The 17,255-nt window shown below is 32.3% G+C and carries 16 protein-coding genes; 4 read left to right on the top strand and 12 right to left on the bottom strand.

Annotation, left to right across the window (positions count from 1 at the left end; all coding sequences use genetic code 11):
• Nucleotides 1-121: 121 nt before the first annotated feature.
• Complete coding sequence (locus CLOBL_RS27935; protein ID WP_179117721.1) at nucleotides 122-286, bottom strand: hypothetical protein; 165 nt, start codon at nucleotides 284-286, stop codon at nucleotides 122-124.
• Nucleotides 287-549: 263 nt separating this feature from the next.
• Entirely contained in the window at nucleotides 550-741 is a 192-nt protein-coding gene (locus CLOBL_RS09820) for a hypothetical protein (protein WP_077858861.1), read from the bottom strand.
• A gap of 441 nt (nucleotides 742-1,182) precedes the next feature.
• Here CLOBL_RS09820 and CLOBL_RS09815 point away from each other — a divergent pair, with 441 nt between their 5' ends.
• Together CLOBL_RS09815 and CLOBL_RS09810 are read left to right on the top strand one after the other, a co-directional pair.
• Nucleotides 1,183-1,635, top strand: a complete 453-nt coding sequence (locus tag CLOBL_RS09815) for a MerR family transcriptional regulator (RefSeq protein ID WP_077858860.1) — start codon at nucleotides 1,183-1,185, stop codon at nucleotides 1,633-1,635.
• Nucleotides 1,636-1,769: 134 nt separating this feature from the next.
• Complete coding sequence (locus CLOBL_RS09810) at nucleotides 1,770-2,720, top strand: zinc-binding dehydrogenase (RefSeq protein WP_077858859.1); 951 nt, start codon at nucleotides 1,770-1,772, stop codon at nucleotides 2,718-2,720.
• A 367-nt stretch (nucleotides 2,721-3,087) separates the two neighbouring features.
• Here the strand turns inward: CLOBL_RS09810 and CLOBL_RS09805 are convergent, their stop codons facing one another.
• The 5 genes from CLOBL_RS09805 to CLOBL_RS09785 all read right to left on the bottom strand — a co-directional run bounded on the left by CLOBL_RS09805 (nucleotide 3,088) and on the right by CLOBL_RS09785 (nucleotide 8,716).
• Nucleotides 3,088-4,323: an MFS transporter gene (locus tag CLOBL_RS09805; RefSeq protein ID WP_077858858.1), complete on the bottom strand. Its 1,236-nt coding sequence runs from the start codon at nucleotides 4,321-4,323 to the stop codon at nucleotides 3,088-3,090.
• A 137-nt stretch (nucleotides 4,324-4,460) separates the two neighbouring features.
• Nucleotides 4,461-5,030: a flavodoxin family protein gene (locus CLOBL_RS09800; protein WP_077858911.1), complete on the bottom strand. Its 570-nt coding sequence runs from the start codon at nucleotides 5,028-5,030 to the stop codon at nucleotides 4,461-4,463.
• Nucleotides 5,031-5,231: 201 nt separating this feature from the next.
• Nucleotides 5,232-5,714, bottom strand: a complete 483-nt coding sequence (locus CLOBL_RS09795; protein WP_077858857.1) for a MarR family transcriptional regulator — start codon at nucleotides 5,712-5,714, stop codon at nucleotides 5,232-5,234.
• A 290-nt stretch (nucleotides 5,715-6,004) separates the two neighbouring features.
• Nucleotides 6,005-6,997, bottom strand: a complete 993-nt coding sequence (locus tag CLOBL_RS09790; protein WP_077858856.1) for a sodium:calcium antiporter — start codon at nucleotides 6,995-6,997, stop codon at nucleotides 6,005-6,007.
• Between the two features lie 387 nt (nucleotides 6,998-7,384).
• Nucleotides 7,385-8,716 (bottom strand): replication-associated recombination protein A, encoded by a 1,332-nt coding sequence (locus tag CLOBL_RS09785; protein WP_077858855.1) that lies wholly within the window; start codon nucleotides 8,714-8,716, stop codon nucleotides 7,385-7,387.
• 185 nt (nucleotides 8,717-8,901) lie between these two features.
• Here CLOBL_RS09785 and CLOBL_RS09780 point away from each other — a divergent pair, with 185 nt between their 5' ends.
• Complete coding sequence (locus tag CLOBL_RS09780) at nucleotides 8,902-9,948, top strand: galactose ABC transporter substrate-binding protein (protein ID WP_077858854.1); 1,047 nt, start codon at nucleotides 8,902-8,904, stop codon at nucleotides 9,946-9,948.
• A 95-nt stretch (nucleotides 9,949-10,043) separates the two neighbouring features.
• On the opposite strand, the gene CLOBL_RS09775 is transcribed toward CLOBL_RS09780, so the two are convergent.
• From CLOBL_RS09775 to CLOBL_RS09755, 5 genes are all read right to left on the bottom strand, one after another.
• Nucleotides 10,044-10,688, bottom strand: a complete 645-nt coding sequence (locus tag CLOBL_RS09775) for a flavin reductase (RefSeq protein ID WP_077858853.1) — start codon at nucleotides 10,686-10,688, stop codon at nucleotides 10,044-10,046.
• Nucleotides 10,689-10,769: 81 nt separating this feature from the next.
• Nucleotides 10,770-11,150 carry a desulfoferrodoxin family protein gene (locus CLOBL_RS09770; protein ID WP_077858852.1) on the bottom strand — a complete coding sequence of 127 codons (381 nt, stop codon included), beginning with the start codon at nucleotides 11,148-11,150 and terminating at the stop codon, nucleotides 10,770-10,772.
• Nucleotides 11,151-11,311: 161 nt separating this feature from the next.
• Nucleotides 11,312-13,309 carry a methyl-accepting chemotaxis protein gene (locus tag CLOBL_RS09765; RefSeq protein ID WP_077858851.1) on the bottom strand — a complete coding sequence of 666 codons (1,998 nt, stop codon included), beginning with the start codon at nucleotides 13,307-13,309 and terminating at the stop codon, nucleotides 11,312-11,314.
• Nucleotides 13,310-13,771: 462 nt separating this feature from the next.
• A complete protein-coding gene (locus tag CLOBL_RS09760) occupies nucleotides 13,772-14,308 on the bottom strand; it encodes a VapA/VapB family virulence-associated protein (protein ID WP_077858850.1) in 537 nt (178 codons plus the stop codon).
• Between the two features lie 189 nt (nucleotides 14,309-14,497).
• Nucleotides 14,498-15,946 (bottom strand): aspartate ammonia-lyase, encoded by a 1,449-nt coding sequence (locus tag CLOBL_RS09755; RefSeq protein WP_077858849.1) that lies wholly within the window; start codon nucleotides 15,944-15,946, stop codon nucleotides 14,498-14,500.
• Between the two features lie 168 nt (nucleotides 15,947-16,114).
• On the opposite strand from CLOBL_RS09755, the gene CLOBL_RS09750 reads away from it, so the two are divergent.
• On the top strand, nucleotides 16,115-17,059 hold the full coding sequence (locus CLOBL_RS09750; protein WP_077858848.1) for a LysR family transcriptional regulator: 945 nt from the start codon (nucleotides 16,115-16,117) through the stop codon (nucleotides 17,057-17,059).
• Nucleotides 17,060-17,255 lie beyond the last annotated feature (196 nt).

Below are 17,255 nucleotides of genomic sequence, written 5' to 3'. Positions count from 1 at the left end.
GAGATAATAACTTCAAATGTACCTTATATAACTAAAAAATAGAAGGCTGTCTATAAAAATGAACCACACCCTGTCAAGCAGACAGGATGCAGATCAAAAAGACTGCCTTCTATTTTTTTATTTAGTAATAAGTAATCTTATCAGTAAATGAAATTCTTAGATCATAAGAAACTTTCGTTATCAGTTCGGTTTTAGTTAGTAATTCAAACATTTTAATACATAAGCCGGCGGCATATATAGTTCTAGGTGATTTAATATATTCTATTAGAAATTTTATTAACTTCAAAATTAATTCCTCCTTAATTTTTCTCATAAAGACCACTTCTTTATTTTTTCTTTCAGATTGTCTTAATTTAGTATAAATACTAAGTATTAAAATTCCCTTTAGAAAAGTCTTAAGAATTCTTAAATTTATCTTATCTTAAAAAAATGGCACCTACTATTTAGTAGATACCTTTATAGGATTCCTCATTAATTATTAAATTTATAACTTCAGCTTGTACTATTTTTAAATTAAAAATTTATCCGCATATAAACTAACTTCTTACTTTATTTCCTATATAATTTTATAATTAGTTTTTCAAGTTTATCAAGAACCTTGCTCATAAGTTCCTCCAGCTTTATATATATTCTAATCCCAGCATATGCATTTGATTTTCTAGCTGCCTCTTTATATTCCTCAGCTAAGTTCTCTTGTCCATATAGTTTAAAAAACAGATCATCAATTTCTTTATTATCCATATCTTCACCTTCTTATATGCAATAATAAAATCATTTATTTTTTAAAAAAGCTTGTCTTTATCTATTATTATATATAATTTCCAATATATTTAAAGTATCTTTTTAAGTCTTATCTTTTTTTGCTAAACTCTCTTCTCCTATTCCATAAATGCGCTGAATATGTACTCATCATTACAATAAACACTGCAATGATTATTGCATTACCAACTAGGTTTACAATACTATTTCCTAAAAAACTATTTAGGAAAATCTTAATATCCCTTAAGAAGTTATAAACGATTCTTACTTTGCAACAGCTTATATATTTGTTATATAAAGTTTAGAAGTTGTTTATACATAATTAACATCATAAATGTATAATCGTAATAAAAATCATAATAAAAAAAGAGCTTCCTATAGAGTGTACTCTATAGTTTATATTAAAATAGGCAGGTGAAAATAATGAGTTATTCAACAAAAGATGTCACAGAAAAATTAAGTATTTCCAAGCATACTCTCCGCTATTATGAAAAAGAAGGATTACTCTTTCCAATTGCACGTGATAAAAACGGTAATCGCGAATATAGTGATTTAAATTTAGAACAATTAATCTTAATACGCTGCATGAGATCAACAGGTATGTCAATTGCTTATATAAAAGATTATATAACCATGTGTGTTGAAGGCTACTCAACACTTCCTTCAAGAAAAGAAATGCTTCTATTACAAAAAAAGATTCTTGAGGAGCAAAAGAAAGAAATACAGGAGAACCTGAAAGTGGTTAATTTAAAACTTAAGTATTATGAAGACCTTGAAAACAATGGTCCTGAGGAATATGACATCCTTATTAGCAAAAAACATGATAACCTCACTGAAAAACTCATGGAGCTGCTAAACAAAAAAAATAATTCCTAGGTTATATAATATACTGCAATAATGCTTTCATGGTTAAATGAATTATGAAATTAAAGTAATAGCTCATTTAATGCATAACATAAGCTTGCGGTATAAACATATATAAAAATTTTATAAGAATGGATGTGTTATTAATGAAGTTAATGAAAGCAGTTCAAGTTAGTGCACCAGGTAAAGATTTTGAATTAGTAGAAAAGGAAATTCCAAGTCCAGCTGAAGGACAGGTAAGAGTAAAAGTTTTAGCCTGCGGAGTCTGCCATGGAGATGCTATGGTTAAAGATGGAGGACATTTTCCTGGCCTTGAATACCCTCGTATTCCTGGACATGAAATTATTGGAGTTATAGATGAAATAGGCCCTGGAGTTAATGGCCATCAAATAGGAGAACGTGTTGGTGTAGGCTGGCCTGCAGGTATAAGCTATGATGGCGGTTTTGCTGAATACATGGTAACCACAGCTCAAGAATTAGTAATGATACCAGAAGAATTAAACGAAATCGAAGGTGCACCACTTCTTTGCGCAGGAGTTACTACCTTTGATGCCTTAAAAAATTCTGGTGCAAAACCTGGTGATGTAGTTGCAATTCAAGGTATCGGAGGCCTTGGACATTTAGCTATTCAATACTCTAAGAAGATGGGCTTTAAGACTGTTGCTATTTCAAGAGGCGCAGATAAAAGAGAACTTGCTGAAAAGTTAGGTGCTCAAGTATTTATAGCTACAGAAAACGCAGATGCAGGTACTGAATTAAAAAAACTCGGTGGAGCAAAGGTCATTCTTGTAACTGCACCTAGTAGCAAAGCTGTATCAGAATTAATGAGCGGTCTTAGTTTTGACGGAAAAATAGTTATTGTTGCCGGAATAAACGAACCAATTCAAATTCCTGCTACTCAATTACTAGTTGGCAGACAAAGCATACAAGGCTGGGTAGCTAATGACCCCAATGCTAGAAAAAACACTATAGACTTCAGCCTGCTTACAAATGTACACCCAATGATTGAAACTTTCCCATTAGAGCAAATAGACTTGGCATATGAAAAAATGATAAATGCAAAAGTTCACTTCAGAGCTGTTTTAACTATGGAGTAATTTATTAAATTTAATTATATAGATATCCAACTTTGAACTTAGTGCACCCAACAGTTCAAGTCAAATAGATAATTATTCCGTATATAAATTTTAATAAAGATAAAAATTTGTCACAATTTTGACACAATGTATTACTATAATAAGAGTATAGATTTTGTAAATCTTTTTTTCATAAATATAGACCCATAAATAAATATAGAACCGAAGAAAAACACACATATCCCCTATGTGTGTTTTTCTTTATTTAATATTTGAATTATCGAACTTAGTTAAATTGTGCATGTAATTTAACTTTCTTTTATATCTGGTTTCTATAATTTTCTCTTTGAGCTTCATCCTTAACATGTCACTTGTAACTTATAGCTGTTTATATATTTGTATACATACCTTTATACAAAACTGATATTGCTGCTGCTATAAGGATAATCCCCATAAAAGCAGGTGTAGCATGTCCAAGTGACACATAAATTTGACCTCCAATGATAGGCCCAATCATTCTTGCTAAAGCCTGAATAGACTGGCTGCCTCCTTGAATCCTTCCTTGTTCACTAGAATCCACAGACTTGGAGAGAATTCCATTGAACGAAGGTCCAAAGATGGAATCACCAAAACCAAATATGAACATTCCAGCAATAAAAAGAGGATAGAAAGAAAGCATAGCGGATGCTGCAATAAAACCATAACCTATAATCTCCGAAGTCATTCCAAGAACTGCTATCTGTTTATCACTAAGTTTCATCAAGAGCTTTGGCATTATGAGACTTTGTGAAATAATATCTTGGAAGCCTATAATTGAAAACATAAGTCCTATTAGTGCAGGCTGAAAACTGAAAGTATCTATTGTAAATTGTGAAAGAACCGCCTGTAAAGATCCGTTTGGTATCCAAAGCAGGAATCCTGATACAAGCAATCTTTTCAAGTTTTTCATGGAAAGTATGCTTGCGAGCTGTATAAATGGATTCAATCTTATAAAGGTAATCTCCTTTAGCCTATTATTCTTATCAAGGCTTTCAGGCATAAAAAATAATCCATAAACAACATTTAGTAAAGTTATTATTGCTCCAAAATACATAGGTACAGAATAACCAAACTTAGCAAGCAATCCTCCTAGAGTAGGTCCAATGACAGTACCCACACCTACAATCGCACTCACCCAGCCAAAATACTTGGTTCTTTGGTTAGGAGGAATAATATCTGCAAAATATGCGAAGATAGTGCTTATGGTTCCGCCTGTTATGCCATCTATTATACGTCCAACAAATAGAATCCATAAAGCACCTCCTATTCCAAAAACTAAGTATCCGATTGAGGAACCTAAAAGGCATACTAAGAGTACTGGACGGCGGCCATATTTATCGCTTAAAGCGCCAAGTCCTGGAGCCGCCAAAAACACGCAGACTGCATAAACAGAGGTGAGCAGCGTAACAATTATGGCTTGCTCTCCATTATTGCTTACATAAGGCTGTACTAAGAATGGTACAACAGGTGCTATTATAGTGAAGCCTAATCCGCAAAGAAATACAGATATAAGACCAAATATTAGAGCATTCTTATCTATGGTTTGTTCTGTGTTATGTATATTATGTGATCTAAATTTAAACATTTAAATCCTCCTCTCAAAAGTTATTATTTTGCTTCCTTAAAAAACATCCTTATCTCCTGACAAATTGGGTATTTTTGACCAGCCCTCCAAGATGGAGGAATGGGCAAAAACACCTAATATCCTTATTATTACAGTAATCATTTCAAAACAATCGATGAACCTACATCCTTTAACATAGCCTTTAGATCTTCTCTTTCGTTAGCTGGTCCATTTCTCAAGCCGGTAACAACAGGTACATCTTTAACATCAAATTCCAAGAGCTCAAACATATGCTTCGTATAATCAATATATGACTTGAACAGTTCTGAATCAGGATTACCTTGATTAAACGTAAGGATTAATCTTTTTTCAGCGGCACTTTCTTCTTTGAAATATGGAGAGTATCGTGGAGAAAATCGTGCAAACAGCCTATCGATTAATGTCTTAGCTTGAGCACTCATCTGCATCATGTAAATAGGTGAACCGAAAACAATGACATTGGCACGATCGATTGCAGCATTAAGTTTCTGCATATCATCTTTGATAACACACCCATTATCACCATTATGGCAAGCCCAGCATCCACGGCATGGTTTGATATCAAGATCGCTGACATTGAAGACTTGAGTCTCAGCACCTTGTTCTTTAGCACCTTCAAGTATCTTATTTACTATCCAAGCAGTATTGCCATCTTTTCGCGGACTAGTATTAATTCCTATAATATTCATTCCTTTTCCTCCTTGTACATCTGATTTATCTATAGTTTGTTTTGAATTTTCTGTGTTCATTTTAAATCATCCTTTCATAACAGGTATTTTTGTTTCCCTGTCAACAAAATCATCATATCATCATTTTGTTTCTTTGTCAACAAAATAATAGCAATAAAAATGCAGCCTATTCTTAATATAGTTTGGCTGCCTGTGGTTCAATTATTCAAATTTATCTGACTTAGTATCTATATTCACCTTCTTCATTTCTTTATCCAAATGCCTGCTATAGTTTTCTAAAAACTTAAGCATACTGTCAAATTCATCATCAGTTACCTGCTCAAATACGGCTTTATCCCGTTCCTGAAATTCTTTGTGCAGTTTTTCATGGAGTTCATAAACTCTTTGCCCTTCTTCAGTAAGACGAAAATAAATTTCTTTCTTATTATCTGGCTTCTGGTAGCTTTCAATGGTACCCTTTTTTATGAGCTTCTTGGTCATTTTGCTTATGGCCCCTCTAGTCATATAAAGTGATTCTGCAAGTTTTGTCACATTGGGATCTACATTTCTTCCAATGCATTCGATATAATGTACTTCAGAAGACTTATAATCCTGAAAACTGTCTTCCATCTTAAACTTATTAAGCCAAGACATTTTGTTAAATAATTCTCTGAAACCACTCATGACCTGTTCTTCTTTATTCATGACCTATCCTCCACTCGTTTGTAAACTAAGAACATTATATTAAACTTTTGTTTCTATTTCAACAATATTAACATAATTATCTTAAGAAGTGAACTCTACATGAAAAAAGAGCTAGAAGCATAAGTTACAAATTTAGCTTATATACTGTATAAATTTTAATGATAATTTACTATATAAGCTACATTAAGAGTTGTAAATTTTTAATTGCAGCATATATATTACAAATCATAAGTTAATACATATAAGTATGTACTTAATTAGCAATACAAAAGTAAAATTTATATAAATATTTATACTATAAATATCATTCCTATAACAAAAGCTACATAAAACAGAGAAACAAGAGATAAGCGTTTAACTGATAAATGTTCTCTTCTTAGAGTCATGTATAAAAATAAAATAGCCATAAAGGTTATTATTGCTGAAAATGCAAGGCTTTCATCAAAGATCCATGAGGTGAACATAATACCTAACGCACTAGGTACTGTAGCTTGAATCATCATGGATCCGCTGATATTTGCAAGAGCGAGTTTTTCCTTTCCCTGCCTAACCCATATGACAGCATTGAGTATCTCTGGAAGCTCTGTAGCTACCGGACTTAAAAATAGCGCAACAATGTGGGCTGGAATACCAAGATAAACACTAAAAGTATTTAAATTATGTACAAATATTTGTGAGCCAACAAATATTAATGCCAAAGAAAATAAAGTTTGAAATAAGATAATTGACTTAGCAGGGCTTACTTTTTTAGGAGCAAATCTTAAAGGTTCTAGCTTCTCTTCTACTTTTTCACCTTCTTCACTCATTTCTGTAAAGAAGTATACTCCATAAGCTATAAAAAATAAAATCCCAAGCCAAGGTTTAATTGTAAATGCAACAAATCCTAAAGCAACCTTGAAGGTAAAAATGAATAAAAACCAAAGCTGATCACGTCCTAATTTCTTACCGTTAATTTCAAGATGACTTCCAAGTTCTCGCTTTTTTCTAAAGATGATAATGCTTATTCCTACAACGGCATAAGCAAGTGTACTTAAAACAAGAGGTCCTCCAAGAGCTGCTCCAACTCCAACATCCTTTTGATTGGCATTCGCTCCAAAAACTACAGCAATTAAAGTAACAACACTTTCTGGCAATGCAGTACCAAGGGCTGCAAGAACAGTTCCTACAGCATTTTGTGAAACATTAAATACCTTTCCAACCCATTCAATAGCATTTACAAAGAATTCACAGCTAAAATAAATTAAAACTGCCGAAGCTAGCATAATAATAAGTGCAATAATCATTTAAAATCCTCCTAAAAATATAGAATAAAAAAAGACCTTAAGCGTACTATAAAAATACGCCAAAGGTCTTGCTTCACAATTCTGTGGATAATGCCAGGCTTTTAACACCAATATGTTGACATTATCTAATAAACTACTCCCCTTTGCCTATATAAAAAGCAAATATACTATATAACAAAATATACCATATTTATAGCACCGCGTCAATTTTATAATAGTTATATTTATATTCTGCAAAGATTTTAAATTTATTATATATTTACATATTATTTTTTCATAAAGACTCCGTATATATATGCTATACTTGGTTTTACTCATTTTATATCTTGATATTTACTTAGCCTATAGACCTATCAAATGTAATTTTATTATTGTAGCATATATATTCTAATAAATACTTTCGCCCTTGTTCTTCAACTTCTTAATAAGCTCTAATCGCTCCTTTATATTCTTTTCAAGCCCTTGATCTGTTGGATTATAATACTGCCTATCTTTAAGATTTTCAGGCAGACACTGCATATTAACTACTTTATCCTCTAAGTCATGAGCATGCCTATAGCCTTTACCATAACCAAGCTCTGCCATTAACTTTGTTGGTGCATTTCTAAGATGAAGAGGTACTCCTTCTGCAATGGTGCTTTGAGCATCTGTTTTGGCTTTTTCATAAGCTTTAAAAAGAGCATTGGATTTAGGCGCTACAGACAAATAAACCACAGCCTGGGTTAAATTCACATTACACTCGGGCATGCCAAGATAATGAACTGCATTATATACTGCTATTGTCAGTTCAAGAGCCTTAGGATCAGAAAGTCCAATATCCTCTGAGGCAAACCTTATAAGTCTCCTTGCTATATATAAAGGCTCTTCACCAGCCTCCAGCATCCTCGCCAGCCAATATACTGCTGCATCTGGGTCACTATTACGCATAGATTTATGCAGAGCAGAAATAAGATTGTAGTGTTCTTCTCCATTTTTATCATATAATAAGGCTTTCTTTTGAATACACCCTTCAACAATTTCCTTACTTATTACTGTTGATCTGCCTTTTAACTCACCGCTCATTACTGCCATTTCAAGTACATTAAGTGCAGTTCTCGCATCACCATTAGAATATAGAGCTATTAGACTAAGAAGCTCTTCTGAAATATCAATATTCCTATTCCCATAGCCTCTTTCATCTTTTAATACATTTTTTAATAATTTTATAATATCTTCTTTTTGCAAAGAATTAAGTACAAACACTCTGCTTCTAGAAAGTAAAGCTGAGTTAACTTCAAAAGATGGGTTTTCTGTAGTGGCTCCAATGAGAATTATATTCCCTTTTTCCACATGAGGTAAAAAAGCATCCTGCTGAGCTTTATTAAACCTGTGAATTTCATCAACAAATATTACAGTACGAGTACCCAGCATTCTGCCCTGTTCCGCTTTTGACATTATTTCTTTAATTTCTTTTATTCCTGAGGTTACAGCACTAAAGGTAATAAAATCTGCATTAGTCCTATTAGCTATGATCATAGCAAGGGTAGTTTTCCCAACACCTGGGGGTCCCCAAAGAATCATAGAAGTGATATTATCAGCTTCTATGAGCTGCCTTAATACCTTTCCTTTTCCCAGGATATGATCCTGACCAATATACTCGTCTAAGGTTCTTGGCCTAACTCTGTCTGCCAAAGGTGATTTATTCATATTTTCAAAAAGAGATCCCTGCATAAATTCCATTTATTACACCTAATTTCTTTAAAAATATAAGTACATACGTTCTATTTAAAACATTATAATCCTGCTTCTTTAATAATTCAATAGCCATGAAAATAGTTATTATTTATTAAAATCAACATATAGAATAAATTCAACTTAAAAAGCTAACGCTATTATAAAACATTTAATGTAATTGGAGGCATACAATGAAGCGGCTTGCAAAAATATTAGCATTTATTTTTTCTTTTACAATAATTTACAGCTCTCAAAATAATAATATCTATGCCAATCCAAATGTTAATTCAAGATCCATTGTTAATGCTGCTGTACTACTTTATGATTACAGCAATCCATACATAGCTCTTATTAAGCAAGCTCTGGAAGATATTCAAAATAAAAACCCAGATAAGATTGTATTTTCGTTTTTCGATGGAGAGGATAATAAAGCCGTACAAAATGCAAATTTAGATAAAGCAATGAAAAACCGTTATGATCTCATATTCGTAAATTTAGTAGATCCAACGGAAAGTACAATACAAAATGTCGTTGATAGAGCTAGTCAGCGTAATATTCCAATAATTTTATTTTATGTTTCGCCACCAGAGAATTTATCTAATATTAAATCTTATAAAAAGGTTATTTTTATAACAACAGATCCAAAGCAAACTGGTACTCTGCAAGGGCAAATTATTATAGATGAATGGAATAAAAACAAGAAAATTTTAGATAAAAATAATGATAATGTACTCCAGTATGTTGTATTTCAAGGAGAAACTAATAATCTAATGGCAAATGATCGGCTTAAATATGCTATTTCCGCAATTGAAGATGCAGGGATAAAAACACAAAAACTTGCCCTGATTACTTGTAACTGGAATGAGGAATGTGCTAAAAATGCTACCGAATCTCTTATCTTTAAATACGGTAATAAAATTGAGGCCATACTTTCTAATAATGATTCTATGGCTGTAGGTGCTGTTAAAGCCTTGCAAAAATATGGATATAACACAGGGGATAAAAATAAATACACACTTGTTGTGGGGACTGGAGGAACACTAGAATCTAAAGAATTAATAAAAAAAGGTTTTATGACTGGAACTGTTTTAATAGAGCCGTCTGATTGGGCTAAAGCGCTTTATGCTGTTGGCATGAATTTAGCTTATGGCCATCCGCCTCTCGAGAATACAGATTATAAGTTTGATGAAACAGGAATTACCTTCAGTATTCCTTACATTAAATACATCAGCCCTTAATGAAATGAGTAATAGATTTTTCTCGTATAATAAAAAGAGTACCATTTATACTAATATGAGTGGCACTCTATATTTAGTTAATTCTTTTTAATATACTATTGCTTTTTAAATACTGACTTAGGCTGTCCGCATATTGGGCATATATAATCATCCGGTAATTCTTCAAACGGTATGTCTCCTGAATATTCATAACCACATATACTGCACACATATTTTTCAGCCTTATTTTCCACTGGATTCTCCTCTTTAATGTAAGTTGGAGCATTTTTAGGACTCTTTCCTTTTATAACTTTATGATAATAATCATATGTCATTGCTGTATCATTTGATAGAACATCTGCCTCTATTGCTTTTCCTAGAAAAACAGTGTGTGTATCTGTCTCCATTTTATTGATTACCTCACAGGTAATATAAGAGCAACTCTCAGCTACAATCGGCATATTTCCTTTAATATCATATTCTACAGAATCAAATTTATTAACATCTTTTCCGGATTTAAATCCAAAAACTCCAATTATTGATGGATCTGAATTTTCTCCTAAAATAGAAATTGCAAATCTTCCACTCTTTTCAATGCACTGATTTGTGTAATTATCATGACTTATACTTATTGCAATTGTAGCTGGTTCAGCCATAACCTGCATTACACTATTAGCTATGCAGCCAGTTGCTCTTCCATCATTCCACGTAGAGATTACATAAACTCCATATGACATACTGAAAAATGCATTCATATTCATAATTAGCGACTTCCTTTCGATATACAGAAAGAAAAGTAAGTATATTTTTTACTTACTTTTCTTTCCTATTAATTAAATTTCCTAAATCTCAGCTTTCCATAATCCATGTAAATTACAGTATGCGTAAACTGCAACAGGCTTGTCTCCACATAAGCAGAATTCTGCTTTTGGCTCATCTCCAGGTTTTAATACTTTTCTTTGTTCACCATTTTCTGTTCTTAATAAAATCCATTCGATATAATGTGTATCTATCATAGGATGTAATACGGAGCCAACTTCAACCTTAACAATATCATTTTCATATGTTACAGCTGGAACGTGTTTTTCCACACTTGCCTCTACTGTACCTGGTTCTAATTTAACCATTGGTTCACCACAACATATAATCTTTGCACCAGATTCCTTTAAAGATTCAACCATATTCCCACAGCGCTTACAAACATAAAAATTTTGTTCTTTCATTATAAATTCCTCCTCATCTCCCATATAATTTAAATTATTTATACCTAAATTATACCTTATTTTTGACCAAATTCAAAATTTTCTGTTAACTTATTTTTTTATATAAAGAGCGCCATTCATTTACCATCATAAATGACACTCTTTATTTCATCATCTTTTAATTATTCTACTTTAAAGCTTTCAACCTTGCTTATTAAATCATTTACTGAATCATCTAATCTTGAAGCTATACCTGAAACTTCTTCTGTCGTTGCAAACATTTCTTCTGCTGAAGCTGATATTTCTTCAGTTGATGCAGATACTTCTTCTGCAACTGATGCTATTCCTTCAATTTTATTAACAACCACATCTTTGGCTTTTATTGCATTTTCCACTGCATTATAGGTTTCATCTACCATTGGAGCTATCTTCTGCACTGAATCTAATATACTGTCAAATGACTGAATGGTCTTTCCTACAACAACTGCCTGTCCTCCAATTAGATCATCCATTTGCCTTGAAGTATCAATTACCTCTTTTGTACTGCTGCTTACTAATGTTATAAGGTTCATTATCTCACCTGAAGCCTTGCTGGATTCTTCTGCCAATTTCCTTACTTCCTCAGCAACTACAGCAAAGCCTTTCCCTTGCTCACCAGCTCTTGCAGCTTCAATTGCAGCATTTAGAGCTAAAAGATTGGTCTGCTCAGAGATTTCGCTGATAGAATCAGTTATCTTACCTATCTTGCTTACAGAATTGCCCAATTCATTAATCTTATTATTTACCAGTGAGAAAGACTGCTTCACCTCATCTATAGATATTGTTAGAGATTCGATATAGTCTTTTCCTGATGCCGCTTTATCTTCTGCATCTTTGCTGCTTGTATTTACATTAGAAATTTTGGCATCGATATCATCTAATTCAGCATTAAGCAACTCTAGCTGATTAGTTATGTTTAATAATTCACGTGTTTGATTTACAGCTCCACTTGCTATTTCTTCAATTGCTGACGCTACTTCGTTAGCTGAAGTTGCCATTTCTTTTGAATTACTTGCAAGAGCACTTGATAAATTTCCTACAGTTGAACTATTATCTTTTACCCCAGATATCGAATCTCTTAATTGGCCCATTGTATCATTTATACTGCTTCCCATCATCCCTATTTCATCTTTGCTCTTAATAACAACTTTATTTGTCAAATCTCCTTGTGCTATAACTTTCATAGCCTTCACAATATCCTTAATAGGATTTGATAAGCTTTTTGATATTAATGCAGCCATACTTGCTGAAACAATTAAAGCAATCACGCCTATAATGAGCATTGAATTTATTACCGTGCTTGTGACTACTGTTAATTCGGAGGCAGGAATATTAGCTGCGTATATTAAACCCCATTCTGTATTTTCTTTATATGAGATTAATTTTTTTACACCATTATACTCATACTCACCATTTCCCGTCTTTTTACTTAAAAGCTCTTTACCAATGCTAGTATCTAAAATACCCTTTTTAAAGATTTCTTCACTCTTTGGATGCAGCACTGTTGTACCTTCACTATCTATTGCAAAAACATATCCAGATTTTCCAATTTTAGTATCAGCAATATACTCTTGCGATAACTTTTGTAAATCTATCTGATATATTACATAACCTAGTATTTGTTTTTCTTCATCTAAAATTGGCATACACATATTGTATACAGGCATTCCATTAAATTTACTCTGTTTAATACCTGAATATGATAATTGTTTTGTTTTCTCTGCCACATCAATCGCATTTGGCTTATTATCTGTAGTTTGGCTTGTATCAGTATTTTTAGTCAGTAATGTTATTAGAGCTTGTTTATCCCTATCAGAAACGATTACATTTGATAACACGTTATATTGATCAGACAATTTTTTATATCGTTCTGTTAATTTACTCTTTAATTCCTCTGATGAACTATCCTTTAAATAATTATGCAAGAGTTCATCATTCTGGCTGTCTAATGCAACATTTTTCAACATATCCATGTTGCCGCTTATGGATCTCTCTGCTAATGAAATCTCCTGGTCTAACCTTTCATATGCATCATTTTTGTTGTAGTTTTGCACAATAAATCCCACTATAATACTAGCTATAGCTAAAGGTATTATAGCAAAAATAATAAAGCTGATAGTTAATTTACTCCTTAGTTTCATTTACCTTCCCCCTGAATTAATTATTTACCTCTTAATCTTTTTAAAAACTTGTAGGAAACATGTCTTTATTGTAGAATTATAACATTTACATTGTTTTTTGGATAGATATATATTACATTTTCTTGCATTGTATAATTTTATTAAATATGTATTTATAACCAATTTAATATTTTCATTTACTCATTATAAAAATACTGTATTACAATTACTTAAAAATAGTATAAAAATCATCATTTTTATTTCCCTTTAAATTTCATGCATGTTTCTTCTAAAATAATAGTAATGCATTGTTAATTTTGTCATCATAATGACACAATAGCTAGCTATAATAAAATCATAGATTTGATAAAATCTTTTTTTCATAAATATTTACCCCTTAAATATAGAAAAGAGTACCATTCATAATTACCCCTATGAATGGTACTCTTTTATGCTTTTAAATAATGTTCTGACTTTAATCTCTTAATTCCAACTACCAGAGCAGCCAGAAACTCCAGCAGTTCTAGGTAATCCATATCGTAAATCCCCTAAATAATTTATATCATTATCAAAGAAACACATCTCTAAATACGATGATGGATTAGACACAATCAAAAACGATAATGTATCACTACACAACTTATTAAAATCATTTGTGTAAAGTGTAGCTACGCCGGTAATTCCACCTAATGAAACTTCTGAACAATCACCAGTAAATTGCTTTCCATTACACTCCACAATGCAATGTTCATAAAAAGTTAGATATTGAAAATTATAGCTAGCAGAATATCCCTTTTTCGCTGCCTTAATATCGTTTATGACACTGGCAGCTTTACAGAAACTCAAGTTATATTTATCTCTCAGAATACCAGCAATTTCTTCCAATACTTTTTCAAAAACACTATCACTACCAAAACCATCGCCACTTTTACTATCATCTTCTAAATTTGCTGTGGCTGCTGTATATCCTGCCATATAACCTCTAAAATACTCGGTGTTTACATTAATAAACTCTTTCATATCACATGTTCCCCCGCATGATTATATTCTGTGAATAGTCCCAGTCATAATCATTTTATGTTAATAAAATTAAATTGGTACACATGAATGGTGCTCTTTATTCTATATAGTCTCTAAAAAAGTTAGTTCATCAATATTATAAATCTACGCTCGATAAATTAACACTTTAATGCTTCTAATAGTCATGAATTATATTAATACTTTTGATTTTTTCCCAGATATTCCTGGCTCTGTCATATTAAATGGATCTAAAATCTCATTCAATTCATCTTCCTTTAGAAGCCCTGCCTCTAATATTAAGCTTCTAATTGAGGCCCCTGTCTTTATGGCTTCTTTAGCCAGTTTTGCAGCAACTCCATAACCAACATGAGGACAAAGTGCTGTGATAATTCCCACACTATTTTCCACTAAATCGTAACATCTTTCTTCATTAGCTGTAATTCCTTTAACACAATTATCTATAAAAGTCTGCACTGCATAAGTTAAAGTGTCTATTGATTGGAATAAGCAATAAAATATAATCGGCTCAAAGGCATTAAGTTCTAACTGTCCACCTTCTACTGCCATAGTAATTGTAAGATCATTACCTATGATGTTAAAGGCCACTTGGTTCACTACTTCTGGAATAACTGGATTAACCTTTCCCGGCATAATAGAAGAACCATTTTGTTTAGCTGGAAGATTAAGTTCTCCAAAGCCTGTTCTAGGTCCAGATGACATTAGTCTTAAGTCATTAGCAATCTTCGATAAAGTCACTGCACATGCCTTAACTGCTCCTGATACTGCTACAAATGGATCTAAATTTTGAGTTGAATCAATTAAATCAAAAGCTTGTAAAAGATTCATTCCTGTAATCTCTGCTAAATTAGGTACAATAAGCTTTAAGTATTTGATATCTGCGTTGATACCAGTACCTATTGCAGTACCACCCATGTTTAATACACGCATTTCATCCATTACCTTTTCCATACGATGGACATCTCTCATTATTGCCACTGAGTAAGCTTTAAACTCCTGCCCTAGACGAATTGGAACTGCATCCTGCATCTGAGTTCTTCCCATCTTAATTATATGATCAAATTCTATTGCCTTTTGTGAAAATGCATCATATAACCTATATAATTCCTTTTGAGCCTTCTCTAGCAGCTTCAAGGCAGTTATCTTTCCCGCAGTTGGAATAACATCATTAGTAGACTGTCCAAAGTTTACATGATCATTTGGATGTACTATAGAGTAATCTCCTTTTTTACCGCCAAGTATCTCAATTGCACGATTAGCTATTACTTCATTGGCATTCATATTAAGTGAGGTTCCTGCTCCCCCCTGGATTGGATCTACAATGAAGTATTCATGTAAATCTCCCTTTAATATCTCATCGCAGGCTTTTACAATTGCATCTGCAATTTTCTTATCTAAAATACCTACTTCACAATTAGTAATAGCTGCTGCTTTTTTGACTTGGGCTAAGCTATTAATAATCTCTGGATGCATGGATAATCCTGTAATCCTAAAGTTTTCAGCTGCACGCAATGATTGTACTCCATAATACACATCTTCAGGAATTTCCTTACTTCCAATTGAATCATTCTCCTTACGGAAATGAATCTCTTTATCACTTACCCTTATTTCTTTGATCATAATTCTCGCCTCCATTAGTACTCTCCAATGCCTTTTTGGCTGTTATTTCCTTACAAAATTATTCCAAAAGCTATCTGTTGACTTAATTATAGGTCTCTAATACAATATAATCAAATACATATAATCGTATAAATATTATAATCATTTATTTATACTTGGAGGTTTTTTATGTTTAAAGGTATGGAGTATGTTTACGAGGTATACAAAGAAAAAAGCTTTTCAAAAGCTGCCCAAAACTTATATATTTCTCAGCCCTCACTTAGTGCAACTATTAAAAAGATTGAAGAGCGCATAGGTTTCCCACTATTTGACCGCAGCACAACACCAATTCAACTAACTCCTTATGGACAAGAATATGTTAAGTGTATAGAAAAAATAATTGATATACGAAATGGCTTTGAAAATTTCTTAAATAATATGGATGAGCTATGCACAGGAAATATTGCTATAGGCGGGAGCAATCTTTTTGCATCTTATATTCTTCCTCCTATTATCACTGACTTTAGAGAAAGCTTTCCGCAGATTTCAATACATATGGTAGAAGCTAATACTGCTCTTTTAGAACAGCAGTTATTCTCTGGTACTTTAGATTTAGTCATTGATAATTATGAATTTAATGAAAGCATATATTCTAAACATAAGTATTGCAACGAACACTTAATATTAGCTGTTCCTCAAAAATTTGAAGTTAACAAATCAGCTAAGGAATATCAATTAACCTCTAAGGATATTATACAAGGGAAACACCTTGACCCAATTACCCCTAGTGTTCCATTAGAATTATTTAAGGATGAGCCTTTTTTATTTTTGAGGTCAGGAAATGATACACGCAAGCGTGCTGAAAAAATATGTCAGCATCACAATTTTTCTCCTAATATAATCTTAAAATTAGATCAATTAGTTACTTCCTATAACCTTACCTGCTATGGAATGGGGATTAGCTTTTTAAGTGACACTCTTATAAAACATACTAAATCAGATTCTGATGTTGTCTATTATAAGCTGGAGGAAGATAATACTTCTCGCAATGTATACTTTTATACTAAAAAAGGTAAATATCTCACAAGAGCAATGGAAGAATTTCTAAAGATAGCTATACCTAAAAATTTATAAAAATTAAATGCATTCTTATCTGTAGAATAAAACCCTATGTGATTTCAGTAAGTTAACACATAAAGTTATTTATCTATATTTACCTATTAAAGCATTTAAATTGCGTGCAAGTAACTCATAATGTTCTGTAAAATTGATTACTTCAATCTTTTTATAAGTTGCCTCTGGAAGTTCATGTAATGGAGTCTTATCTAGT

It is taken from the genome of Clostridium sp. BL-8 (assembly GCF_002006495.1).
Taxonomy (GTDB): Bacteria; Bacillota; Clostridia; order Clostridiales; family Clostridiaceae; genus Clostridium.
This window is presented reverse-complemented; position numbering and strand designations above follow the sequence as displayed.

What these genes read in the sequence shown, in the direction of transcription:
- CLOBL_RS09820 (WP_077858861.1), bottom strand. Translation starts at nt 741, where the DNA reads ATGGATAATAAAGAAATTGATGATCTGTTTTTTAAACTATATGGACAA.
- CLOBL_RS09815 (WP_077858860.1), top strand. Translation starts at nt 1,183, where the DNA reads ATGAGTTATTCAACAAAAGATGTCACAGAAAAATTAAGTATTTCCAAG.
- CLOBL_RS09810 (WP_077858859.1), top strand. Translation starts at nt 1,770, where the DNA reads ATGAAGTTAATGAAAGCAGTTCAAGTTAGTGCACCAGGTAAAGATTTT.
- CLOBL_RS09805 (WP_077858858.1), bottom strand. Translation starts at nt 4,323, where the DNA reads ATGTTTAAATTTAGATCACATAATATACATAACACAGAACAAACCATA.
- CLOBL_RS09800 (WP_077858911.1), bottom strand. Translation starts at nt 5,030, where the DNA reads ATGAATATTATAGGAATTAATACTAGTCCGCGAAAAGATGGCAATACT.
- CLOBL_RS09795 (WP_077858857.1), bottom strand. Translation starts at nt 5,714, where the DNA reads ATGAATAAAGAAGAACAGGTCATGAGTGGTTTCAGAGAATTATTTAAC.
- CLOBL_RS09790 (WP_077858856.1), bottom strand. Translation starts at nt 6,997, where the DNA reads ATGATTATTGCACTTATTATTATGCTAGCTTCGGCAGTTTTAATTTAT.
- CLOBL_RS09785 (WP_077858855.1), bottom strand. Translation starts at nt 8,716, where the DNA reads ATGGAATTTATGCAGGGATCTCTTTTTGAAAATATGAATAAATCACCT.
- CLOBL_RS09780 (WP_077858854.1), top strand. Translation starts at nt 8,902, where the DNA reads ATGAAGCGGCTTGCAAAAATATTAGCATTTATTTTTTCTTTTACAATA.
- CLOBL_RS09775 (WP_077858853.1), bottom strand. Translation starts at nt 10,688, where the DNA reads ATGAATATGAATGCATTTTTCAGTATGTCATATGGAGTTTATGTAATC.
- CLOBL_RS09770 (WP_077858852.1), bottom strand. Translation starts at nt 11,150, where the DNA reads ATGAAAGAACAAAATTTTTATGTTTGTAAGCGCTGTGGGAATATGGTT.
- CLOBL_RS09765 (WP_077858851.1), bottom strand. Translation starts at nt 13,309, where the DNA reads ATGAAACTAAGGAGTAAATTAACTATCAGCTTTATTATTTTTGCTATA.
- CLOBL_RS09760 (WP_077858850.1), bottom strand. Translation starts at nt 14,308, where the DNA reads ATGAAAGAGTTTATTAATGTAAACACCGAGTATTTTAGAGGTTATATG.
- CLOBL_RS09755 (WP_077858849.1), bottom strand. Translation starts at nt 15,946, where the DNA reads ATGATCAAAGAAATAAGGGTAAGTGATAAAGAGATTCATTTCCGTAAG.
- CLOBL_RS09750 (WP_077858848.1), top strand. Translation starts at nt 16,115, where the DNA reads ATGTTTAAAGGTATGGAGTATGTTTACGAGGTATACAAAGAAAAAAGC.